Annotated in this window: 22 protein-coding genes and 2 pseudogenes; 11 read left to right on the top strand and 13 right to left on the bottom strand. The window is 71.7% G+C overall.

Annotated features, from left to right (window positions below; all coding sequences use genetic code 11):
- Positions 1-4 precede the first annotated feature (4 nt).
- Together D1369_RS38990 and D1369_RS38985 are read left to right on the top strand one after the other, a co-directional pair.
- Complete coding sequence (locus D1369_RS38990) at positions 5-1,909, top strand: AMP-dependent synthetase/ligase (protein WP_118083179.1); 1,905 nt, start codon at positions 5-7, stop codon at positions 1,907-1,909.
- A 151-nt stretch (positions 1,910-2,060) separates the two neighbouring features.
- Positions 2,061-2,465: an ATP-binding protein gene (locus tag D1369_RS38985; RefSeq protein ID WP_037898793.1), complete on the top strand. Its 405-nt coding sequence runs from the start codon at positions 2,061-2,063 to the stop codon at positions 2,463-2,465.
- Between the two features lie 21 nt (positions 2,466-2,486).
- Here D1369_RS38985 and D1369_RS38980 read toward each other — a convergent pair whose 3' ends face one another.
- A complete protein-coding gene (locus D1369_RS38980; RefSeq protein ID WP_037898797.1) occupies positions 2,487-2,846 on the bottom strand; it encodes a hypothetical protein in 360 nt (119 codons plus the stop codon).
- A gap of 277 nt (positions 2,847-3,123) precedes the next feature.
- Here D1369_RS38980 and D1369_RS38975 point away from each other — a divergent pair, with 277 nt between their 5' ends.
- From D1369_RS38975 to D1369_RS38965, 3 genes are all read left to right on the top strand, one after another.
- Positions 3,124-4,491, top strand: a complete 1,368-nt coding sequence (locus D1369_RS38975; protein ID WP_037898798.1) for an NAD(P)/FAD-dependent oxidoreductase — start codon at positions 3,124-3,126, stop codon at positions 4,489-4,491.
- A 94-nt stretch (positions 4,492-4,585) separates the two neighbouring features.
- Entirely contained in the window at positions 4,586-4,798 is a 213-nt protein-coding gene (locus tag D1369_RS38970; RefSeq protein WP_007379733.1) for a DUF4287 domain-containing protein, read from the top strand.
- A 78-nt stretch (positions 4,799-4,876) separates the two neighbouring features.
- On the top strand, positions 4,877-7,090 hold the full coding sequence (locus D1369_RS38965; RefSeq protein ID WP_240436129.1) for an FUSC family protein: 2,214 nt from the start codon (positions 4,877-4,879) through the stop codon (positions 7,088-7,090).
- 10 nt (positions 7,091-7,100) lie between these two features.
- On the opposite strand, the gene D1369_RS38960 is transcribed toward D1369_RS38965, so the two are convergent.
- From D1369_RS38960 to D1369_RS38940, 5 genes are all read right to left on the bottom strand, one after another.
- Positions 7,101-7,535: a hypothetical protein gene (locus D1369_RS38960; protein WP_007379735.1), complete on the bottom strand. Its 435-nt coding sequence runs from the start codon at positions 7,533-7,535 to the stop codon at positions 7,101-7,103.
- Positions 7,536-7,563: 28 nt separating this feature from the next.
- Complete coding sequence (locus tag D1369_RS38955; RefSeq protein ID WP_007379736.1) at positions 7,564-8,394, bottom strand: DUF1206 domain-containing protein; 831 nt, start codon at positions 8,392-8,394, stop codon at positions 7,564-7,566.
- Positions 8,395-8,456: 62 nt separating this feature from the next.
- Positions 8,457-8,675, bottom strand: coding sequence for a DUF5133 domain-containing protein (locus D1369_RS38950; protein WP_007379737.1), 219 nt, complete (start codon positions 8,673-8,675; stop codon positions 8,457-8,459).
- Positions 8,676-8,694: 19 nt separating this feature from the next.
- Entirely contained in the window at positions 8,695-9,552 is an 858-nt protein-coding gene (locus tag D1369_RS38945; RefSeq protein ID WP_118082977.1) for a SigB/SigF/SigG family RNA polymerase sigma factor, read from the bottom strand.
- Positions 9,553-9,756: 204 nt separating this feature from the next.
- A complete protein-coding gene (locus D1369_RS38940) occupies positions 9,757-10,200 on the bottom strand; it encodes an ATP-binding protein (protein ID WP_007379739.1) in 444 nt (147 codons plus the stop codon).
- Positions 10,201-10,417: 217 nt separating this feature from the next.
- Here D1369_RS38940 and D1369_RS38935 point away from each other — a divergent pair, with 217 nt between their 5' ends.
- The 3 genes and pseudogenes from D1369_RS38935 to D1369_RS38925 all read left to right on the top strand — a co-directional run bounded on the left by D1369_RS38935 (position 10,418) and on the right by D1369_RS38925 (position 11,943).
- Positions 10,418-10,627 carry a hypothetical protein gene (locus tag D1369_RS38935; protein ID WP_007379740.1) on the top strand — a complete coding sequence of 70 codons (210 nt, stop codon included), beginning with the start codon at positions 10,418-10,420 and terminating at the stop codon, positions 10,625-10,627.
- A 59-nt stretch (positions 10,628-10,686) separates the two neighbouring features.
- Positions 10,687-11,176: pseudogene (locus D1369_RS38930) on the top strand (ornithine decarboxylase); the annotation flags it as partial.
- Positions 11,177-11,487: 311 nt separating this feature from the next.
- Positions 11,488-11,943: a cyclic nucleotide-binding domain-containing protein gene (locus D1369_RS38925; protein WP_007379742.1), complete on the top strand. Its 456-nt coding sequence runs from the start codon at positions 11,488-11,490 to the stop codon at positions 11,941-11,943.
- 74 nt (positions 11,944-12,017) lie between these two features.
- On the opposite strand, the gene D1369_RS38920 is transcribed toward D1369_RS38925, so the two are convergent.
- Together D1369_RS38920 and D1369_RS38915 are read right to left on the bottom strand one after the other, a co-directional pair.
- Entirely contained in the window at positions 12,018-13,346 is a 1,329-nt protein-coding gene (locus D1369_RS38920; protein WP_007379743.1) for an MFS transporter, read from the bottom strand.
- 108 nt (positions 13,347-13,454) lie between these two features.
- Positions 13,455-14,072 carry a LysE/ArgO family amino acid transporter gene (locus tag D1369_RS38915; RefSeq protein WP_007379744.1) on the bottom strand — a complete coding sequence of 206 codons (618 nt, stop codon included), beginning with the start codon at positions 14,070-14,072 and terminating at the stop codon, positions 13,455-13,457.
- Positions 14,073-14,140: 68 nt separating this feature from the next.
- Between D1369_RS38915 and D1369_RS38910 the strand changes: the two genes are divergently transcribed.
- Positions 14,141-15,034 carry a LysR family transcriptional regulator ArgP gene (locus D1369_RS38910; protein WP_037902969.1) on the top strand — a complete coding sequence of 298 codons (894 nt, stop codon included), beginning with the start codon at positions 14,141-14,143 and terminating at the stop codon, positions 15,032-15,034.
- Here D1369_RS38910 and D1369_RS38905 read toward each other — a convergent pair.
- Positions 15,017-15,734 (bottom strand): annotated as a pseudogene (locus D1369_RS38905) (TetR/AcrR family transcriptional regulator). The gene D1369_RS38910 and the pseudogene D1369_RS38905 sit on opposite strands and share 18 nt — an antisense overlap.
- Positions 15,735-15,840: 106 nt before the next feature.
- On the opposite strand from D1369_RS38905, the gene D1369_RS38900 reads away from it, so the two are divergent.
- A complete protein-coding gene (locus D1369_RS38900) occupies positions 15,841-17,061 on the top strand; it encodes a saccharopine dehydrogenase C-terminal domain-containing protein (protein ID WP_118082975.1) in 1,221 nt (406 codons plus the stop codon).
- Positions 17,062-17,171: 110 nt separating this feature from the next.
- Entirely contained in the window at positions 17,172-17,426 is a 255-nt protein-coding gene (locus D1369_RS38895) for a WhiB family transcriptional regulator (RefSeq protein ID WP_007379748.1), read from the top strand.
- A 37-nt stretch (positions 17,427-17,463) separates the two neighbouring features.
- Here D1369_RS38895 and D1369_RS38890 read toward each other — a convergent pair whose 3' ends face one another.
- From D1369_RS38890 to D1369_RS38875, 4 genes are read right to left on the bottom strand one after another with little or no spacing between them, the layout of a single operon-like run.
- Positions 17,464-17,913 carry a DUF6098 family protein gene (locus tag D1369_RS38890; protein WP_007379749.1) on the bottom strand — a complete coding sequence of 150 codons (450 nt, stop codon included), beginning with the start codon at positions 17,911-17,913 and terminating at the stop codon, positions 17,464-17,466.
- A gap of 58 nt (positions 17,914-17,971) precedes the next feature.
- The gene (locus D1369_RS38885) at positions 17,972-19,789 is read right to left on the bottom strand and encodes a HAMP domain-containing sensor histidine kinase (RefSeq protein ID WP_007379750.1); all 1,818 of its coding nucleotides are present in this window, start codon (positions 19,787-19,789) and stop codon (positions 17,972-17,974) included.
- Complete coding sequence (locus D1369_RS38880; RefSeq protein WP_007379751.1) at positions 19,786-20,487, bottom strand: response regulator transcription factor; 702 nt, start codon at positions 20,485-20,487, stop codon at positions 19,786-19,788. The genes D1369_RS38885 and D1369_RS38880 overlap by 4 nt, the downstream gene beginning before the upstream one ends.
- A gap of 19 nt (positions 20,488-20,506) precedes the next feature.
- A complete protein-coding gene (locus tag D1369_RS38875) occupies positions 20,507-21,250 on the bottom strand; it encodes a L,D-transpeptidase family protein (protein WP_007379752.1) in 744 nt (247 codons plus the stop codon).
- Positions 21,251-21,265: the final 15 nt, after the last annotated feature.

Here is a 21,265-nt window from a genome sequence, read left to right as displayed (position 1 = left end):
GCGCATGCGCGACTTCGCCCTCGCTCCCCGAACCATCTCACGCTCCAGCGGTGGTCTGGCCGACAGCGTGTTCGAGCGGGCGGAGCTCGATCCCACCCTGCCGGTGCTCGCCCGCCGTCCCGAGGGCTCCTCGGGACGCTGGCAGGAGGTCACGGCCGTGGAGCTGCGGGACGAGGTGGTGGACCTCGCGAAGGGACTGGTGGCCTCCGGGATCTCGCCCGGACACCGGGTGGCCGTCATGGCGCGCACCCGGTACGAGTGGACGGTCCTCAGCTACGCGCTGTGGACGGTCGGCGCCGAGGTCGTACCGATCTATCCGACGTCCTCCCGCGAGCAGGTCGAGTGGATCCTGCGCGACGCCGCCTGTGTGGCCGTGGTGGTGGAGGACGAGCAGGCGGTGATGACAGTCGGCTCGGTGTGCGCCTCGCTGCCCCGGCTGCGCCATGTCTGGCAGCTGGACGCGGACGCACTGGAGGACCTGAGGGAGCGGGGCCGGATGATCCCGCTCGCCACGGTCGAGTCACTGCGCCGGATCGTGCTGCCGGACTCCACGGCGGTCGTCGCCTACACCTCCGGCACCACAGGCCGTCCGCTGGGCTGCGCGCTCAGTCACCGCGGCCTCGCGAGCCCCGTCGACACCCTCCTCGAAGGCTGGCGCCAGATCACGGCAGCCCCGGGAGAGCAGCCGTCCGTCCTCGCCTTCCTGCCCTTCTCCCATGTGTACGGCCTCATGATCCAGTGCCTGTGCATCCGCGGCGGTCTGCTCATGGCCCACGAGCCCGACCTGGGCGAGGAGGCGCTGGCGGCCGCCCTGCAGTCCTTCCGCCCCACCTACTTCTACGCCGTCCCCTCGGTCTTCGAGAAGATCTACAAGAACTTCCTGCGCGCCGCCCAGCAGTCGGGCCGCGGCGCCCTGTTCGAGCGGGCCGCCGACACCGCCCGGGACTTCGCCCTGGCCTGCGAGCGGCAGCGGCTGGGCGAGGGTCCCGGCCCGGGGTTCGACCTGCGGCTCCAGCACGCCCTGTACGAGCGCACGGTCTACCGCAGACTGCGGGCCGCGCTCGGCGGCCGGGCCCGCCGTGCCACCTCGGGCGGCTCCACCCTGGGCCGTGAGCTGTCCCTGTTCTACGAGGGCATCGGCATGTACGTCCACGACGGGTACGGCCTCACGGAGACCAGCGGCGGGATCACCATGCAGCCGCTGGGCCGGGAGAAGTCCGGAACCGTGGGCCGGCCCTTGCCGGGCGTGGATCTCCGGGTGGCGGACGACGGGGAGATCCTGGTGCGGGGGTCCTCGGTCTTCCAGGGCTACGTCAACGACGAGGCCGCGTCACGGGCCGCGCTGCACGGCGGCTGGCTGGCCACCGGGGACCTCGGACAGCTGGACGCCGACGGCTATCTGACGATCACCGGCCGCAAGAAGGACATCATCGTCACCGCGAGCGGCAAGAGCGTGGCTCCGGCCGCCCTGGAGCACCGGCTGAGGATGCATCCGCTGATCCACCAGGCCGTGGTGGTCGGCGACAACCGGCCCTGTGTGGGCGCCCTGCTCACCCTGGACCCGCAGTTCCTGGCGCACTGGCGAGGGGTCCTGCTGGCCCAGCAGGATCCCTCGGTGCGCGAGGCCCGGGAGGAGAACGCGTTGCGGGAGGAGATCGCGCGGGCCGTGGCCGCCGCCAACAGCACGGTCTCGCGCTCGGAGTCGATCCGGGTGTTCCGGGTGCTGCCGGAGCCGTTCGACCTGGCCAACGGTCTTCTGACGCCGTCGATGAAGCTGCGCAGGGACGAGATCGTGCGGCGCTACGCGATGGAGATCGACGCGATGTACCAGGCCCGCTCGGCCGGCGCCCGGCACACCCCGGCGGAGGACCTGCTGAACTGGGACGACTCGGACAACGTGTTCCGCTGAGACCCGCCCGGCGGCCGCGTTCCCGATGGTGAGGACGATTGGGTCGCCTGCCCTCGGGAACACGGCTCAGTGGCGACATGAGAGAGTACGACCACCCGCTGACGCCGGGCCGTGAGAGCGGCACGGCACCGAGCCGCGTTGGGACGAGACACTGACTTCCGAGGCGATTCCGAGCCGCACCACCCGTTTCGCGGGCGAGCCGCATTGCGTGACGGGTGCGCGGCTCGCCGCTGAGGAATTCCTGGACGACCTGGGCCAGAGCGTGCCACCCGCGACCCCCGAGCACTGGGACGACATCCTGCTGGTGGTCACGGAACTCGCCGCCAACGCCGTCCAGTACGCTCCGGGACCCTTCGTGCTGCGCCTGCGCCGCACCTTCGACGGCGTGCACGTGACGCTGCGCGACACCAACCCGACGCCGCCGGCCCCGCGTTCCTTCGATCCGCGCACGGGTGGCGGCGGCATCGGCTGGCACCTGGTGCACGCCCTGTGCGACCAGGTCAGCGTAGTGTCGGACGAGCGCGGCAAGGACGTGCACGTCTTCCTGCCCTGGTGACGCTCCCCCGGTCCGGCCCGGTCAGGCGGTGGCCGTGAGCCGCAGATAGTAGGCGCCGACCGCCGCGAGGTACTCACCGTCCCGGGTCTCGCTGTCGGTGCGGAAGCGGGGGGCCGCCTTCACCTCCGCCCCGCTGCAGGCCACCGTGACCCGTTGGTCGCGGGTGTCGACCTGGGTGACGACGCCCACCGGGACCAGGACGCTGCGGCCGAAGATCCAGACGCCGGTGTCGACGACGAGGTGTGCCATGCCGTGGGGAGCGGCCTGCCGGTCCACGTGTCCGATCGTGCCGTCGCTCGCTACGACGCTGAAGCCCGTCAGGTCCTGTCCCTCGACGTATCCGCTGTCCGGCGCGTACGACCAGATTCTGTCGATGGTCACACTGCTCCTTTCCTCCCGAGTGCTGCACGGAGCCCTGCTCCCGGCTGCGAGCGGGCCCACAGCACCCCATACCCTTCTGCCGCACACGCATTCGGCGACCGGCACCCTCACAGCGGTTTCCCCGCGTCCGGTCCGCGCACCTCCTTCACCTTTCTCCCGGTGCACTTTCAGGCCGGGACGGGCATGGTGGTCCTCGACGCATTCGTCGCGCCCGCACGGGCAGACGAAGGGCGTTCAAGGCAGACCGCCTGGAGCCGCAGAAAGGGATGAACACACCGTGACACGACCCAGGATCCTGGTGGTTGGCGCCGGCTTCGCCGGAGTCGAATGCGTGCGCCGGCTGGAGCGGAAACTCTCCCCGGACGAAGCCGACGTCACTCTGGTGACGCCGTTCGCCTACCAGCTCTATCTCCCGTTGCTGCCCCAGGTCGCCTCCGGCGTGCTGACGCCGCAGTCGATCGCCGTCTCCCTGCGCCGCAGCAAGAAGTACCGCACCCGGATCATCCCGGGCGGCGCGATCGGCGTGGACCTCAAGTCCAAGGTCTGCGTGATCCGCACCATCACAGACGAGATCGTCAACGAACCGTACGACTACATCGTGCTGGCTCCCGGCAGCATCACCCGCACCTTCGACATCCCCGGCCTCACCGAGCACGCCTTCGGCATGAAGACCCTCGCCGAGGCCGCCTACATCCGCGACCACGTCATCTCCCAGCTCGACCTCGCGGACGCCAGCCAGGACCCGGCCGAGCGCGCCGCCCGGCTCCAGTTCGTGGTCGTGGGTGGCGGATACGCCGGCACCGAGACCGCCGCCTGTCTGCAGAAGCTCACCCACGCGGCGGTCAAGCGCTACCCGCGCATCGACCCGTCGCTGATCAAGTGGCATCTCATCGACATCGCGCCGAAGCTGATGCCGGAGCTGGGCGACAAGCTCGGCCGCAGCGCGCAGGAGATCCTGCGCCGGCGCGGCATCGACGTGTCGCTGGGCGTGTCCATCGAGAAGGCGGGCCCCGACGAGGTCACCTTCACCGACGGCCGGGTGGTCCCGACCCGGACCCTGATCTGGACGGCCGGGGTGGTCGCCAGCCCGCTCATCGCCACGCTCGGCGCCGAAACGATTCGCGGGCGGCTCGCGGTGACCGCCGAGATGACCCTGCCGGGCCAGGACGGCGTCTTCGCGCTCGGCGACTCCGCCGCCGTGCCCGACAAGGCCAAGGACGACGACAGCGCGGTCTGCCCGCCCACGGCCCAGCACGCCATGCGCCAGGGCAAGGTCGTCGCCGACAACGTCATCGCGACGCTGCGGGGTCAGGCCCTGAAGCCGTACGTCCACAAGGACCTCGGCCTGGTCGTCGACCTCGGCGGCAAGGACGCCGTCTCCAAGCCGCTCGGCATCGAACTGCGCGGCCTGCCCGCCCAGTTCGCCGCCCGCGGCTACCACTGGATGGCGCTGCGCACCAACGTCGCCAAGGTTCGCGTGGCGACGAACTGGACGCTCAACGCCCTCGCGGGCGACGACTTCGTCCGTACCGGCTTCCAGGCCCGTAAGCCCGCCAAGCTGAAGGACTTCGAGTACACCGACGCGTACCTGACGCCGGAACAGGTCCGGGCGCAGGTCGAGGGGACCCCACGGCTGGACCCGTAGGCGTGATGCGGATCACTCCGGATCGCCGGTCGGTTTCCCGCCGGCCGGCGGTCATAGGAGGGACAGCACAGCGTTCCTCCGAAAGGACATCGTCATGGCCGAGACCGTGAAGGGCCCCGCGAGCTACTTCCCCTCGATCGAGAAGAAGTACGGCCGCCCGATCGCCGAGTGGCAGGAACTCATCCGCTCCTCGCCGCTGACCCGGCACATGGAGCTGGTCGCCTGGCTGAAGACCGAGCACGGGCTGGGACACGGTCACGCCAACGCGCTGGTAGCCCACACCCTCGCAGAGCCCGGGGGCAGGTGATCCGACCCCGCCGTGCCATGCTGGAAACGGATCATGACATGACACGGGAGTGAGTACGTCGGAGTGAACACAGCGAGGGTGCGCGATCGGGTCGCGGCGTCGGACCCGGGGCTGCTCCGGCTGGCCGCGGGTCTGCGCACGGTGGGGGCGATCGCCCTCACGCTGGCCGTGCTCGGTCTGCTGGGGGCGAGCGTCCCGCATCTGGTGGCGGGCGCCATCGCGGCGATGGTCGCGACCTTCGCCATCCGGGAGAAGCAGCGCTCCGCCCAGGCCGTGACGCTCGCCCTGGGCCTCCCGGTGGCCCTGGCCTCCCTGTCGCTGGGCGCGCTGCTGAGCTCCCGTGTGCTGGCCGGTGACCTGTTCTTCGTCGCGCTGATCTTCTGCGCCGTCTACAGCCGCCGCTTCGGCGACCGGGGCACCGCGCTCGGCCTGATCGGCTTCCAGGTCTACTTCGTCTCCCTGTTCGTCGGCGCCACCGTCTCCGGCCTGCCCGAGCTGTACGGCGTCCTCGGCGTCGCCTTCCTGGGCAGCGCGGTGGCACGCTTCCTGCTGGTGCCGGAGACCCCCGCGGGCCTCCTCGAACGCCTACGGGAGGCCTTCCGGGTCCGGCTGGCCCAACTGGTGTCCGCGCAGATCCAACTGCTGGACGCCGGGCCGGAGGAGATCGACGAGGCGCTGAAGGGCGTACGCGAGGGGACCGCGCGGCTGCACGAGACGGCGCTGATGATCCAGGGGCGGCTGGAGGAGGGGACCTCCGACGCGGCCGCGGCCCGGCTCGTGCAGCGGCGTGTCGCGGACGCCGAGATCACCGCCGAGCGGCTCGGCCTGCTGCTGCTGTCGGCCCGCAGCGCCGAGCGCGCGGACACCCTCACCCTGCATCTGCCCGGTGCGCCGGCCCCGCGGGCCGGCCGGATGCCCGGCCGGGACGAGGCGATGGCCAGGGTGCGCCGCGATCTGGAGGCCCTGCGGCTGCTGGTGCTGCGCCCGGTCGCCGCCAGGTCCGGCACGGCCCTGTCCCAGGTCCGCAACCGGCTGCTCGGCTACCGCGAGGAGGAGAACCTGCCGCCCGCGCCGCCCGCCGTCCAGGACGTCTTCCGGGGCGTCGGCGAGGCCGCCCGCGCGGTGCTGGGCCTCAGGATCGCTCTGGACGGTCCGCAGGACGAGTCGGACGACTCCCCCGCGACGGCCCGCTCGCGTGAGGAGCTGGACGCCGAGGACGCCGTCATCGACGCCCGCGAGGAGGACGGCGAGCAGGAGGAGCTCACGGGGCTCAGGCGGCCCACGACCCGGGCCGCCGTGCAGGTCGCCGTGGGATCCTCGCTCGCCATCGTCGGCGGCGAGTTCCTCTCCAGCCAGCGCTGGTACTGGGCCGTGCTCACCTGCTGGATCGTGTTCATCAACACCGCGTCCACGGGCGAGATCCTGGTCAAGGGCTACCGCCGGCTGCTGGGCACCGTCCTCGGCGTGCTGGCCGGGATCGTGCTGGCGGGGGCGGTCGGGCAGCACACCTGGACGGCGTTCGCCCTGGTGCTGGTGCTGGTGTTCGCGATGTTCTACTCCGCGCCGCTCTCCTACACCCTGATGTCGTTCTTCGTCACTGCGGCCCTGGGGCTGCTCTACACGCTGCTGCACACCTACAGCCTCTCGGTGCTGGTGCTGCGCGTGGAGGAGACCGCGCTCGGCGCGGCCTGCGGGGTCATCGCGGCGGCGTTCGTCCTGCCGGTGCGCACGGACCGCCGTACGAACGAACTGCTCGTCACCGTGCTGGAGCGGCTGGACGAGGTCACCGAGGCCGCCGTGGACCAGCTCAGCGGCGGCTCCCCCGAGGACCTGCTCGACCAGGCGCGCGATCTGGACCAGGCGCTGGCGGACCTGCGGGCGGCGACCAAGCCGCTCACCCACCCGATCACCCCGCTGCGGGCCCGGCGCGACACCGCGCGCTATGTCGTGGCGCTCCTGGAGACCTGTGCGTACCACGCGCGCTCACTGGCGGCCACGGCCGAACTGCTGCCCACCCACCCCTCGATCGCGGCGGATCCCCGGCTGCGCCGGGCCGGCCGGCGCATCGGGGACAACATCGCGGCCATCGCCGCGCATGTCGCCGACGAACGCTCCACGGCAGCGGTGGAGACCGGGCCGAGCATCGCGTCCCTGCTGGAGACCGAGGTCCCCGGCACGCCCCGCTTCGGCCGGGTCACCGACCGCGTGCTGCGGCACGTGCAGCGGCTGGACGAGACCGTGGTCGGTCTGGCCCGGCCGCTGCACGTGCCGGTGGCGGCGCCCAGGCGATAGGGCGCGACGTTCAGAGATCCGTGGGCAGACCGCTCACCTCGGCGATGCCGCGCAACTCGTCGTCGAGCTCTCGGCGTTCACGGATGTAGTCGGCGATCTCACCGAGGCGGACCGGATCTGAGGCCGTGTCCGCGTCGGTGACCACCCGGATCGGGCTGGTGCTGTCATCGACATGGAGTTCGACCACCTGGTTGTCCATTCGGCCGGTCACCGCCGTGGCGATGACCAGGGCGGCCTCGTCGCGGATCTCCTGGGGCAGCCCGTCCTGCCGGCTGTCCTCCAGCGCGAAGTCCAGGGCGGGCAATTGGTGTTCGTCGATCGCCCGCAGGGCCGGGCGGACCACGCTGAGCAGGAGCTCGTAGTCCTCCGAGGCCATACGGATGCGCAGAAGGTCCAGGTAGACGTCCACGGGCCTACCGTCGGGCGGAAGCTCGGGTTCGTTCATGAACCTCGGGTTCCCCGTGATCCGCCCCTTAGACCCGCCGCCAGCGGGCCATCGCGAACGAGAACACGCCGAACAGTACGAAACCGGCGGCGATCAGGACGAGCAGCCACGGCCCCAGCGGGGTGTCGGCGAACGAACGGAGCGTGTCGTCGAGGCCCTTCGTCTTCTTGGGCTCGTAGTCGACCGCGGCGCGTACGGCGAACGCGCCCGCCACGGTGAACACCGCGCCCCGCGCGACCCCACCGCCGACCCCCGTCACGTCGACCAGCTTCCTGACCCGCGGGCTCATCTCGCCGAGCTTGAGCTTGTCGTGGAAGGACCTGCGCAGCGCCTGAAAGGCGATCCACACACCGGCCACCGCGACGCCTATGCCCGCCGCGCCCACCAGCCACTGCCCGCCGGGCCACTCCAGGACGCGGGCAGTGACGTCCTTGGACTGCTTGTCACTGGATCCTCCGCTGCCGGAACCGGCGGCGAAGGACAGCACGGAATAGGCGACGAACCCGTAGAAGACGCAGCGGGCCGCCGACAGCAGTCGTTTCGTGGCTTTGTCGCCGTCGGGACCGACCGCGCCGAACACCACCTCGGACAGCCGCCACAGGGCCATGCCGACCAGACCGATCCCCAGCGCCCACAGGACGACGGAGCCGAACGGTTTGTCGGCGAGGGCGGCGAGGGCGCCGCCGCGGTCGGCCTGGCGCTTGCTGTCACCGAAGGCGATCTGCAGCGCCAGCACACCGACCAGCAGGTAGATCACTCCGCGGGCGGTGAATCCCGCGCGAGCGGCGCCCTCCATGACGGAACCGCGCGCGCGTCTGGCCTGGATCCGGCCGGCCGGTGCCGTGGAGCTCGTGGTCATGTCGACCCTTCTGGAAGTCCGGATGCCGTCGTTGCGGGCGGTCACACGGAGTGCGGTCAGTCTCAGTCGGCCAGTCGCGCGGGTTCGGGCATGGCCGTGAGCAGGCGGTGAGCCGTCTCCAGGGCCAGCCGCACATCGCGCGTGCCGGTGGATACACAGAGCGTGTAGGCGAGGTCCCGGGCCCGCGGGCTCGGTTCGGCCGCTGTCGCGGACTCCTCGGCCCGCAGCGCCTCGTACTCCTGGACGAGCCGCCGCAGGAAGGTGCGATCGGGTATCAGCATCTGGTTCCCTCTCGTCCTCTCAGGCCTCGGCCGGTCCGTCGGCCTGCCGCCTCGACCGGTCGGCCAGCGCCTCGTCGCGCACCCGGGCGCAACTGCGGCTGATGAGCCGGGAGACGTGCATCTGCGAGATGCCCAGCTGGTCGGCGATACGGCTCTGTGTCATGTCCTCGAAGAAACGCATGTAGAGGATGGCGCGCTCGCGCTCGGGCAGTCGGCGCAGGCCCTCCTTGGCGGACTCGCGGTCGACGACGACGTCGAACGACGTGTCCGGGCCGCCCAGCGTGTCGGCGAGGCTGTAGCCGTCGTCGCCGGCCGAGAGTTCGGCGTCCAGGGAGAGCGTGCTGAAGCTTTCGAGGGCCTCCAGGCCGGTAGTGACCTCTTCCTCGGTCAGGCCGGTGTGAGCGGCGAGGTCGGCGGTGGTCGGTTCGGGGGAACCGGGGTTCTGGGTGAGTTCGCGCCGGGCCACCCGCACCTTGTTGCGCAGTTCCTGCACGCGGCGGGGCACCCGCAGGGCCCACATGCGGTCGCGGAAGTGGCGCTTGACCTCGCCGGTGATGGTGGGCACGGCGTAGCTCTCGAAGGCCCCTCGTTCCGGTTCGAACCGGTCGATGGCCTTCACGAGCCCGAGGGCCGCGACCTGGCGCAGGTCTTCGAGGGACTCGCCGCGGTCGCGGAACCGGCCCGCGATGCGGTGGGCCATGGGCAGCCAGGCGCTGACGAGTTCGTCGCGCAGGGCGTCGCGCTCGGGGCCGTCCTCCAGCCCGGACAGACGGGCGAAGAGGGCCATGGTGTCAGGGGCGTCGTCGTGTCGCCGCCTGCCGGAATTGGAGGGACGGTCCTGGGTGGTGGGACGGCTGGTCGACGTGTCGGTGAGCATACGGATTCGCTCCTGAAGAACGGGTTCAGGGTCTGACCGCGGGAGGAATGACGCCGGGACCGCCGGAAGGGGCCCGCAGCAGCCATACCGCTCCCGCTGGGGCGCCTCCGGTCCGAAGCACGAAACTGCGTCTGCCCTGCTCCATGGGGCCCAAACTCCGTCGGCGAAACTCCGTTTTCCGGTGGCTTCCCCACAGGTGTCGGACTAGCTCAGGGGCACCACGGCGGTGATGCACTTCCCGCCCGAGGGCAGGTCGGTCACGCGGACGTCACGGGCCAGCCGGCACACGATCGGCCAGCCGTGGCCGCCGGGCCGCCACCTGCCCTGCGGGTCGACGGGCGCCTTGGCGACCGGCAGCGCGGCACTGCGGTCGCTGACGGAGACGCACACGCCCCGGCCCTCGACGGTGACGCGGAAGTCGGTCATGCCGCCGCCGTGCAGGATGGCGTTGGTGGTGAGTTCCGAGGCGACGAGCAACGCGTCCGAGAGTGCCTGCGCGTCGCACGGGGTGTGGGTGGCGCGGCAGCGTTCGGACACCGCCCGCTCCACCGCCTGGCGGGCCTCGGCCGGCCTGGACGGCCGGGGACGTACGCGCCGACGCGCGACGGACAGTTCGGGGGCGGCTTCGGTCCTGTGCTCGTCGCACATGACGTGGCTCCTGATCAGTAAATCGACGGGTGGTTCTCGGGTCGGTGAAGCAGAAGCCGGGCCCGGCCGGACCCACGGACACGGTGACCGTGATGTACGGTGCGCGCCCTCCGTAGGCCTCCACTCATCGGCTGACCTCTGCGCGCCGGGTCAAACCTCCCCGTTTCGGGGCGGGACACCCGGCCATTCGATCGCGTTACCGGGGTACGCGAACCGCATGACGGATGTCGTGGACTCAGATGAACTGCTACGCCGAATCCAGCGCGCCCGGGCCTGTGCCGCCGAGGAGGAGCGGTCCTGGCGGGCGCGGAGCGACGAGCTGGAACCCTCCGATCCCGAAGCCGCCCGGGACGCCGCCGTACGCACCCTGGCCTACGAGGCGGTGACCAGGGTGCTGGACGAGGTGATCAGGCCGGGCAGCCGCTGACGGCGGGGTGTTCCGGCCGGGACCGATTGACGGACTTCCGGGCCGGGCACCCGGGGGCCATGACTGTGGACCACACCCGAGCACCGGTTGTGGAAGCCCTGGCCGACTACCACCGGCGAGGACAGCTGTCCTTCGCGCCGCCGGGACACAAGCAGGCGCGAGGGGCCGATCCCGCGGTGCGGGAAGTGCTGGGCGACGCGGTCTTCCCGGGAGACGGGCGGTCTGGACGACCGGCTGACCCGGGGCCGGGTGCTGGAGCGGGCCGAGGAGCTGATGGCCGACGCCGTGCACGCCGACCACACCTTCTTCACCACGTGCGGGAGTTCCCTGTCCGTGAAGGCGGCGATGCCGGCCGTCGCGGGCCCGCACGAGAAGCTGCTGGTCGGACGGGACGCGCACAAGTCGGTGGTGTCCGGGCTGATCCTGTCCGGGATCGAGCCGGTGTGGGTCGAGCCGCGCTGGGACGCCGAACGTCACCTCGCGCACCCGCCGTCCGCCGCGGAGTACGAGCAGGCCTTCGAGGCCCATCCCGACGCGAAGGGCGCCCTGGCCGCCGACGCGAAGCTGGGGACGCTCTGGGTGGTAAACGCGTCCGCCGAGTGAAACAGGTCACCCACCCCGTATGAGATTGCGCGAAATCGCCATGGATGGTTTACGGTTCATCCATACGTGGTGACGGGGTCGACACACCGTCCTCCGACACCACCTCTGACTGCCCTGGCTGGCCTCCCCCGTCCAGCCAGGGCTTTTCACGTCCCGCGCAGATCCTCACATTCGCCGAGGTGCCCCGGACGCCGGCAGCCGCTGAAATGGGCGTAGGCACAACACCGGAATCCACCGCCGGCGAGGAGCCCCGCGTCATGACCAAAGCGATAAAACTGCTGACCGCACTACCGCAGCCGCAGCGCCAGAGCCTGATGACGCTCGCCAAGGAGGTCTCCTTCCCCGAGGACTTCCACATCTTCGAGGCGGGCGGTACGGCCGACCGCTTCTGGGTCATCCGCTCCGGAGCGGTCTCACTGACCCAGCAGGTGACCACGCAGCACACGGTCACCGTCGCCGCGCTCGGCTCCGGCGACCTGCTCGGCTGGTCCTGGTTGTTCCCGCCGTACCGGTGGGACTTCGGCGCGGAGGCCTTCAGTCCCGTGCGCGCCCACGAGTTCGACGCGGCGGCGGTGCTCCGGCTGTGCGAGGAGGATCGCCGGCTCGGCATGATCCTGGTCCGCAGCGTCGCCGAGATCCTCGCCCACCGCCTGGAGACGACCCGGGGCAAGCTCATCGAGCAGTACGGTTCGCACCGCAGGGGGGCGCTCTAGGGCGTACGGGGCCGGTCTTGCCGGCGTCGCGAGGGCTGCTGCGCCCTCCCTCGCAGGGAGTGCACCCCCGGTTCTCAGATCCGGTAGCGGCGCAGGGCCGGTACGGCGAACGCCAGGGTCAGCATGACGGTGACCACCAGGAGGCCGCCGCCGGCCACCGCGGCGCGGGCGCCGAAGACCGAGCCGGCGGTGCCGTGCAGGACGTCGGCGAGGCGGGGACCACCCGCGACGACGACGGTGAAGACGCCCTGCATCCGGCCGCGCATCTCGTCGGTGGCGGCGGAGAGCAGGATCGCCCCGCGGAAGACCATCGAGACCATGTCGGCGACCCCGGCCGCGGCCAGGAACACCACGGCGAGCCACAGACTGCCGCTCAGTCCGAAGCCGGTGATGGCCACGCCCCACGCCACGACCGCGCCGATGACCATCCAGCCGTGTCTGCGGGCCCGGGAGAACGTGCCGGAGAACAGCCCGCCGAGGACCGCGCCGATCGGGATCGCGGCGAACAGCAGGCCCAGCGCGAGTCCCTCGCCGTACGGCGCGTAGGTCTCGGAGGCGAGCTGCGGGAACAGGGCCCGGGGCATGCCGAAGACCATGGCGACGATGTCCGCGAGGAAGGACAGCAGCAGCACCTTGTGCGCCGAGATGTACCGGAAGCCCTCCGCGATCTCCCGCACACCGGCCCGCCGCGCCACCGCGCTCGCAAGAGGCGGCAGGGAGGGCAGCCGGTACACCGCCCACACGGTGACGCACAGCGCCAGGGCGTCGATGAGATACAGCTCCGGCAGACCGATCACCGGGATCAGCACACCCGCGAGCAGCGGGCCGACCACCTGCCCGGTCTGCATGACGGTCGAGCCCAGGGCGTTCGCGGCGGGCAACTGTCCCTCGGGGACCAGACGGGCGATGGAGGCGTTGCGGGCGGGGGCGTTCAGACCCCAGAACGCCTGCTGCACCGCGAGCAGGACCATGAGGGCGGCCACCGAGTCGAGCCCGCTGACCGCCTGGAGCCAGAACAGGACCGAGGTGACGGCGATGCCGCTGTTGGTGATGAGGAGCAGCTTGCGGCGGTCCATGGTGTCGGCGACCGCGCCGCCCCACAGCGCGAACACGATCAGCGGCAGCAGTCCGGCCATGCTCGCGGCGCCGACCCAGGCCGAGGAGCCCGTGATGTCGTAGATCTGCTTGGGCACCGCGACCGCGGTGAGCTGGCTGCCGACGGCCGTGACGATGGTCGAGCTCCACAGCCGGCGGTAGGCGGGGATGCGCAGCGGGCGGGTGTCCATCGCCCAGCGACGCCAGCCGCGCCGGGGTGGCGGGGTCTCGTCCGCGGCCGGTGTCCCGGGTTCGGTGCTCCCGGGTTCGGTGCTCCTGGGTTCGGTGCTGCTCTCGCCGGTGTCCACGCGATTCCTGGTTGCTCGATACATCTAACGGGATCCAGGGTTCACTATCGCAGCATCGTCCAGGCGTTCGGGACGCGAGGTCTCAAGTTGTGGACCGCTCGAAGGACTTCACGCTCCGGCCACGAGCATGACGCCCATGGCGATCATGGTCGTGGCGACCAGTCCGTCGAGCACCCGCCAGGCGGTCGGCCGGGCCAGGAAACGGCTGAGCAGCCGGGCCCCGAAGCCGAGCGCTGCGAACCAGCACAGGCTGGCGAGCACGGCACCCAGCCCGAAGGTCCAGCGCAGCGGACCGCGGTCGGCGGCCACCGAGCCGAGCAGGAAGACGGTGTCCAGGTAGACGTGCGGGTTGAGCCAGGTCATCGCCAGGCAGGTCAGCACCGCTCGCCTCCGGGAGCCCGTCACCTCGCCCTCCGCCCGCAGGCCCGACTCCCCGGGCCGCAGGACCCGGCGGGCGGCGAGGGCGCCGTAGCAGAGCAGGAATCCGCCGCCGATCCAGCCGACCAGGGTCAGCGCGTCCGGCCAGGCCACCACCACGGCACCGACCCCGCCGACGCCGAGAGCGATGAGGAGGGCGTCGGACAGGGCGCAGATGCCGACGACGGCGAGAACCGCGTCGCGGCGGATCCCCTGGCGCAGGACGAAGGCGTTCTGGGCGCCGATGGCGACGATCAGGGAGAGACCGGTGCCGAAACCTGCGGCAGCGGCGGACAGTGAAGCGGGCATGCTTCGACGGTACGGAGACGATCACCGGACGTACAGCTAAAGATTCTTACGTATCATTAGCTGCCGTGATGATGACCGAACTCCCCCTGGATCAGGTGCGGACGCTGCTCGCCGTGGTCGACGAGGGCACCTTCGACGCCGCGGCGGCCGCCCTGCACGTGACGCCTTCGGCGGTGAGCCAGCGGGTGAAGGCGCTGGAGCAGCGCACGGGGCGGGTGCTGCTGGTGCGCACGAAGCCGGTGCGCCCGACCGAGTCGGGCGACGTGGTGGTGCGGTTCGCGCGGCAGCTGGCCCGCCTGGAGCGGGACGCTCTGGCCGAGCTGGGCCTGCCGGGCGAGGGCGAGGTGACCCCGGTCTCGGTCGCGGTGAACGCCGACTCCCTGGCGACCTGGTTCCTGGGAGCGCTCACCCGGGTTCCGGAGCGGGAGCGGCTGTGCTTCGAACTCCGGCGCGAGGACGAGACCCGTACCGCGGAACTGCTGCGCGAGGGGCTGGTGATGGCGGCGGTGACGTCTTCTCCCGAAGCCGTGGCGGGGTGTTCCGTGCGGGCCCTGGGGCGCATGCGGTATCTCGCGGCCGCCAGCCCGGAGTTCGTCGGACGCTGCCTCGAAGGGGCGTCGTTGCGGGACCGGCTGGCAGACGCGCCCGTGGTGACGTTCGACCGGAGCGACGACATCCAGGACGGGTTCCTCCGGCAGCTGGGCCGCGGTGGGGCGAGTCCGGTGCGGCACGCGGTGCCGGCCTCGGAGGGGTTCGTGGAGGCGGTCGTTCTGGGACTGGGGTGGGGGATGGTGCCGGAGATTCAGGCAGGGACGTTGCTGCGCGAGGGGCGGCTGATCTCGCTGGCACCGGACAGGCCGGTCGACGTGCCGTTGTACTGGCAGCAGTGGAAGTTGAACTCACCCGCGTTGGCCGCGGTCGCGGAGGCGGTGGCCGCCGCGGCGTCAGGGAGCTTGCGATGACAGGGCGCGGAGCTGTTTCTCCACGCTGTCCAGGAACATGTCCAGGGCCGTCGGATAGGCACTGGTGACCATGCGGGACGCCAGCAGGGATGCCGCCTCCGCGATCCGCGGGTAGCGGTCGTCCGGCAGGTGGGCGTAGGTCGAGCGCCACTGGTTCTCGTCCGCGCGGAGCGCCGCGCTCGGCAGGGCCAGGGACGCCGCGTCCAGAGCCGCGAAGGCCAGCGTCTGGTCGATGAAGACGTGGTAGACGCGGGCGGTGTCGGGCAGTGGCAGACCGGCCGTGCGCAGGATGTCCAGGACCGCCTCGTCGGCCGCCAGTTCGTTCGCCCGGCCCGTGACCCTGCTCGTGGTCAGCACCGCGGCCTGGGGGTGAGCCACGTACGCGGCGTGGATGCGGAGCCCCACCTCGCGCAGGTCCCGCCGCCACTCCCCCGTCGGCGCCCAGCCCTCCAGCGCCTGGCCGATCAGGGCGTCGCCGATGGCCAGCGTCAGGTCGTCCATGCCGCGGAAGTAGCGGTAGAGCGTGCTCGGGTCGGCGTCCAGGGCCAGCCCCAGGCGGCGGGCGGTGAGACCCGTGCTGCCGTGTTCGCGGAGCATGCGCAGAGCCGTCTCGACGATCAGCGCCTCGGACAGCAACGGTTCCGCTCCTCGTGGGGCGGCGCCGGCGGCGTCTCTCCTCGGGAACCACGGGCTTCGGCATGGTGGCCTCCTTATGCCAACGCCATTGACCTTATGCGAGCGCACGGCGTTGTATCACCGCCAGGGCCCCTGTATCCGCGATCTCGACCCGTCAGGAAGTGTTTGTCATGCGTGTACTGCTCGTGGGCGCCGGGGGCGTCGGCACCGCTGTCACCCGGATCGCCGCCCGGCGGCCGTTCCTCGACACCATGGTCGTCGCCGACTACGACCCGGCCCGCGCCGAGGCCGCGGTGGCCGCGCTCGGCGAGCGGGCCGGCCGGTTCCGCGCCGAGCGCGTGGACGCGAGCGACGAGTCGGCCGTGACAGCCCTGCTCAAGCGGCACGCCTGCGACGTCCTCCTCAACGCCACCGATCCGCGGTTCGTGATGCCGCTGTTCCGGGCCGCGCGCTCCGCCGGGGCGACCTATGTCGACATGGCGATGTCCCTGTCCCGTCCGCATCCCGAGCGGCCGTACGCGCAGTGCGGGATCAAGCTCGGCGACGAGCAGTTCGCGCAGGCCGAGGAGTGGGAGAAGGCGGGCGCGCTGGCCGTCGTCGGCATGGGCGTGGAACCGGGCCTCTCGGACGTCTTCGCCCGGTACGCGGCCGACGAACTCTTCGACGAGATCGAGGAGATCGGTGTCCGCGACGGAGCGAACCTCACCGTCGACGGCTACGACTTCGCCCCCTCCTTCAGCATCTGGACCACCATCGAGGAGTGCCTGAACCCGCCGGTGGTGTACGAGGCCGACCGCGGCTGGTTCACGACGGAGCCCTTCAGCGAACCGGAGGTCTTCGACTTCCCCGAGGGCATCGGCCCGGTCGAGTGCGTGAACGTGGAGCACGAGGAGGTGCTGCTCGTCCCCCGCTGGGTCGGTGCCCGCCGGGTCACCTTCAAGTACGGTCTGGGCCGCGAGTTCGTCGAGACGCTGAAGACCCTGCACCTGCTGGGCCTGGACCGCACCGAGCAGGTGACCGTGCCGAGCCCCGCGGGCCCGGTCGCGGTCTCACCGCGGGACGTGGTGGCCGCGTGCCTGCCCGACCCGGCCACCCTGGGCGACCGGATGCACGGCAAGACCTGCGCGGGCACCTGGGTGAAGGGCGCCAAGGACGGGGCGCCGCGCGAGGTGTACCTCTACCACGTGGTCGACAACCAGTGGTCCATGGCGGAGTACGGCTGCCAGGCCGTGGTGTGGCAGACCGCGGTGAACCCGGTCGTCGCCCTCGAACTCCTCGCCACCGGCGCCTGGACCGGCACGGGTGTCCTCGGCCCGGAGGCGTTCCCGGCCCGGCCGTTCCTGGAGCTGCTGACCGCGTACGGCTCCCCGTGGGGCCTTCGGGAGCAGTGACCGGGCAAGGTCCCACGGGGCCCGGTGGTTTCACGGCGCATCGACAGGTCACCCGAAAGCGAGTAAGCCAAGCACGAGGGCACGTACGACTTCGATCGCAGGTGACTTTGATGGACAACTGGCGAACCCATGCCGCGTGCCGCCGCGAGGACCCGGACCTCTTCTTCCCGATCGGCACCACCGGTCCGGCACTGGTCCAGACGGAGCAGGCCAAGTCCGTCTGCCGGCGCTGCCCCGTCCAGGAGCAGTGTCTTCAGTGGGCGCTGGACACGGGGCAGGGCATCGGCGTCTGGGGCGGCACCAGTGAGACGGAACGCCGGGCACTCGCCCGGCGCGCGGCCACCGCGCGGAGAAGGTCCGGCTGACGGGCGAACCTGAACGGGTCCGGGCGACCGGACCCGTTCAGCGGCCCGTGCGGCGCAGCGGACCCCAGGGGTTCTCCAGCCGCTCCACCGCGACCCGCGCCTCCTCGATCACCTGGGGATCGATCCAGCACATCGGCCGCACCTCTGCGACAAGCGGTTCGTTGTCCGGCCCCCGGCCCCGCTCGCGGCCCTGGAGGATCCAGGGACGTACGCCGGGGCCTTTCTCGTGCGGCAGATGGGAGTAGTCGTACAGCCGCCGGGCCACCCACAGCTGTCCGGGACGTCCCTGCCACCAGTCCTCGACGTCGAGCGGGTTGGCCGACAGTCCCGGCAGGGACAGTCCGGTGAGTTCGTCGGTGCTGGACGCGCGGGTCAGATCGATCTCGGGACCGCGCGACCAGCGGACGTACAGGCGCTCGTGCCGTTCGGCCAGGCCTGCCAGTTCGGCGAGGGTCCGCACCACCGGCAGCCCGTCCGACACGCTCATCTCCCGGCCTCCCTTTCCGTTTACGGGCCTACGGGGTACCCGCAGGTCACGCGCGGAATCAGGCGTCCGGCCGGGGTGCCGGGCCCCACGGCATCCTGAGCGTGAAGACGCTGCCGGTGCCGGGCTCGCTCGCCGCGGCGACCGTTCCGTCGTGGGCCGCGACCAGGTGCCGGACGATGGGCAGACCCAGGCCCGAGCCCCCGGTACGACGGCTGCGGGACTTCTCCGCGCGCCAGAACCGGTCGAAGACGTGCGGGAGGTCGTCGGGCGCGATGCCGGTGCCGGTGTCGGCCACCTCCAGGACGCTGTCGTCGCCGTCCCGGCGCGCGGACAGGGTGACGGTGCCGCCTGCCGGGGTGTGGCGCAGCGCGTTGGACACCAGGTTGCCGAGCGCCTGCCGCATACGGACCGGGTCGGCGTCCAGCCAGGGCTCACCCTCGACATCGGTGCGCAGCCCGACCCGGGCCGCGTCGGCGGCGACGCGGTGGGCCGCGGCGACCTGCTGGAGGAGTTCGTCGCAGCGGACGGGCTCCCGGTGCAGGCGCAGGGTGCCCGCGTCGGCGTCCGCGAGGTCCTGGAGGTCGTCGATGACCCGCTGCAGGACCAGGGCCTCGTCGTGCAGGGAGGCGAGCAGGACGGGGTCGGGGTCGACGACGCCGTCCCGGGTCACCTCCAGCCAGCCACGGATGTTGGTGAGCGGGCTGCGCAGTTCGTGGGCGATGTCGCTGACCATCGCCTTGCGCTGGGCTTCCAGGCGCTCACGGCGCTCGGTGAGGTCGTTGAAGGCGACGGCGAGGATGCCGGTCTCGTCCCGGGTGGTGACGGGGACGCGCACATGGAGTTCGGGCGGTTGCTGGGCCGCCGCGGTGAGCGCGCGCAGCGGCCGCACCAGCCGGGTGGCGACCAGGGCGGTGGCGGCGACGGTGACGGCGAGCACGAGAGACGCGGTGCCGACGACCTTGGCCTTGTTGGCCGGGGACATGTCGAACAGCACGGCGGGAGTGTCCCCCGTGCCCAGGAAGAGTTCGGCCACCGGTGCCACGTACGGGTCGAGCTGCGCCCGGCGGGCCTGGTCGAGGCAGGGCTGGACCAGGCGCGCCTCCTTGGCGGCGAGCTTGCCGGGGGCGGGAGTGCGCAGGTCAAGGCCGGTCGGTGGGGTCCCCAGCAGCGCGGTGGACCGGGGGTCGAGGCCCGCCTTGGTCAGGCAGTCGCGGGCGAGCCCCTGGAGCGCCCTGACCGCCTTCTCCTCGGTCGGCGTGGGCGTGTTGAGCAGTCCGTCGGCGCAGGCGTCGGGCACGTAGTCGGGCTCGGAGCCGCTGTCGTCGTCGGTGAGGACGGTTCGTCCGCTCGGCGTACGGCTCAGGCTGGTCTCCACACCGAACCGGGAGAAGCAGAGCTGCCGCTTGCGGGCCAGGGCGGCGACCTTGAGGCGTTCCGCCTCGGTGAGCCGGTACGGGCCCACCGCTCGCGGGTCGATGCCCGAGAGCTGGGCGCCGCGCTCGCTGTAGGTGTCGGTGTGCAGCGGGTCGACGGCGGCGGCCGCGCTCGGGGGCAGGGAGGTGCCGGGCGGCGCGGAGTCGGCGATGACCCGGCGGTCCGCGGCGGTCAGCGCGATGCGCCGGCCGGTCCTCGCCGACAACTCCCGTACGGTGGCGGCCACTTCGGTCCAGTCGGGGTGGGTCGCCGCGTACCCGCTGAGTTCGGCGAGGACGTCCATGTCGTCGGCGAGTGCCTGTCCCTGTTCCTCGCGCAGGGCCTGGGTGGTGGTCGCCACGGCCAGCCAGGCAGTGGCGGCCACCGAGCACACGGCGATCAGCCCGGACGTGATCAGCAGACGGACCAGCAGGCGCTTGTGCAGCGGTATCCGCGCGGTCATCCGCGGCCGCCGCTGAGCTTGTAGCCCACGCCGAACACGGTCAGCAGCCGCACCGGGCGGCGCGGATCGGCCTCGATCTTGCGGCGCAGGTTCATGATGTGGACGTCCACGGCCCGTTCGGTGGAGGCCCGGTCGGTGCCCCGGGTGACCTCCAGCAACTGCCGCCGGGAGAAGACCCGTTCGGGCTCGGCGACCATGGCCAGCAGAATCTCGAACTCGGCGGGGGTGCACTCCACCGGCGCCCCGTCGCACCGCACCTCGTGCCGTACGGGATCGACGGCGAGGCCCGCGGCCCGTACGACGGGATCCTCCCGCCGGTCGGCCACGCCACCGCGTCCGCTGCGGCGCAGGACCGTCCGGATGCGGGCCATCAGCTCCCGGGGGCTGTACGGCTTGGTCATGTAGTCGTCGGCGCCCAGTTCCAGGCCCAGCAGGACGTCGTCCTCGTCGGAGCGTGCGGTGAGCATCACGACGGGGATGTCCGCGTCGCGGCGCAGCACCCGGCACACGCCGAAGCCGTCGATCACCGGCAGCATCAGGTCCAGGACGACGAGGTCGGGGGCGACCCGCCGGGCCGCGTCCAGAGCGGCCCGCCCGTCGTGGACCACGGTGGCGGTGTGGCCCTCCGCGAGCAGGGACCGCCGTATGAGTTCGGCCTGCATCTCGTCGTCCTCGGCGACCAGCACATGTGCGCACACCCGGCGGATCCTAAGCGCTTCAGCCGGCGAGGGACTTGGCGTCGCCCATGACGACGACGGGACGAAGGTCCGGGTCCAGGGTGAGAAGCAGCTCCTTCATGTGCTTCTCGGCGATGCTCACGCACCCGTGGGTGGGCCCGCCGTGGTCGACGTGCAGCCATATCCCGCCGCCGCGCCCCGCGCCCAGCGGCCGTGTCCAGTCCAGCGGTGACGTGCCGGGCTGCCGGTTGTAGTTGATGGCGATGACGTAGTCGAAGGACCCGGCGAGCGGTTCGCCCTCGAAGCCGGTGCCGGGCGAGGTGAAGCCGACACCGCGGTCGTACGGCAGCTTGGTGCCGGGGTCCTTCAGCAGTCCTCCGGCGTCCGTGAGGGTGTACACGCCGATCGGCGAGCGCAGGTCGCCGGCCAGGTGGTGGTCTGACCAGCCCTTGAGGGCGTTGTGCGCGGGCCAGCTCGCGCCGGCCCGCCAGCCGGCCGCCGTGCGCTCGTAGAGCACCACGGTCGAGACCGGCGAGTCACGGCCCCGCCCGGTGACCACGACGGCCTGCCGGGCGTCGGCCGGTATCTTCGCCCTTGTCCTCGGTCCCAGGCCGGGTATCTGCTGGGGAGCGACCTCGACGGAGATCTCCGGCGAGGCAGGGGTCCGTGAAGGCTCCCGGGACGGCGGGGGCGCGCTTTCCGTACTGGCCACGGCACCGCCGCCGCATCCGCTGAGAAACAGGGACGCGGCGAGCAGGGCGACGTGGGTTCTGCGTGTGATCATGAGGCGACTGTGACC

Source organism: Streptomyces sp. CC0208 (assembly GCF_003443735.1).
Taxonomy (GTDB): Bacteria; Actinomycetota; Actinomycetes; order Streptomycetales; family Streptomycetaceae; genus Streptomyces; species Streptomyces sviceus.
The sequence above is the reverse complement of the archived record's forward strand: the minus strand, read 5'-3'. Positions and strand labels throughout refer to the sequence as shown.

Coding starts and splice junctions, on each gene's coding strand:
- D1369_RS38890 (WP_007379749.1), bottom strand. CDS start 17,913: ATGAGCGTGTCGGACGGGCTGCCGGTGGTGCGGACCCTCGCCGAACTG.
- D1369_RS38960 (WP_007379735.1), bottom strand. CDS start 7,535: ATGAACGAACCCGAGCTTCCGCCCGACGGTAGGCCCGTGGACGTCTAC.
- D1369_RS38925 (WP_007379742.1), top strand. CDS start 11,488: ATGACCAAAGCGATAAAACTGCTGACCGCACTACCGCAGCCGCAGCGC.
- D1369_RS38990 (WP_118083179.1), top strand. CDS start 5: ATGCGCGACTTCGCCCTCGCTCCCCGAACCATCTCACGCTCCAGCGGT.
- D1369_RS38935 (WP_007379740.1), top strand. CDS start 10,418: ATGACGGATGTCGTGGACTCAGATGAACTGCTACGCCGAATCCAGCGC.
- D1369_RS38900 (WP_118082975.1), top strand. CDS start 15,841: ATGCGTGTACTGCTCGTGGGCGCCGGGGGCGTCGGCACCGCTGTCACC.
- D1369_RS38895 (WP_007379748.1), top strand. CDS start 17,172: ATGGACAACTGGCGAACCCATGCCGCGTGCCGCCGCGAGGACCCGGAC.
- D1369_RS38970 (WP_007379733.1), top strand. CDS start 4,586: ATGGCCGAGACCGTGAAGGGCCCCGCGAGCTACTTCCCCTCGATCGAG.
- D1369_RS38910 (WP_037902969.1), top strand. CDS start 14,141: ATGATGACCGAACTCCCCCTGGATCAGGTGCGGACGCTGCTCGCCGTG.
- D1369_RS38885 (WP_007379750.1), bottom strand. CDS start 19,789: ATGACCGCGCGGATACCGCTGCACAAGCGCCTGCTGGTCCGTCTGCTG.
- D1369_RS38950 (WP_007379737.1), bottom strand. CDS start 8,675: ATGCTGATACCCGATCGCACCTTCCTGCGGCGGCTCGTCCAGGAGTAC.
- D1369_RS38875 (WP_007379752.1), bottom strand. CDS start 21,250: ATGATCACACGCAGAACCCACGTCGCCCTGCTCGCCGCGTCCCTGTTT.
- D1369_RS38940 (WP_007379739.1), bottom strand. CDS start 10,200: ATGTGCGACGAGCACAGGACCGAAGCCGCCCCCGAACTGTCCGTCGCG.
- D1369_RS38945 (WP_118082977.1), bottom strand. CDS start 9,552: ATGCTCACCGACACGTCGACCAGCCGTCCCACCACCCAGGACCGTCCC.
- D1369_RS38915 (WP_007379744.1), bottom strand. CDS start 14,072: ATGCCCGCTTCACTGTCCGCCGCTGCCGCAGGTTTCGGCACCGGTCTC.
- D1369_RS38955 (WP_007379736.1), bottom strand. CDS start 8,394: ATGACCACGAGCTCCACGGCACCGGCCGGCCGGATCCAGGCCAGACGC.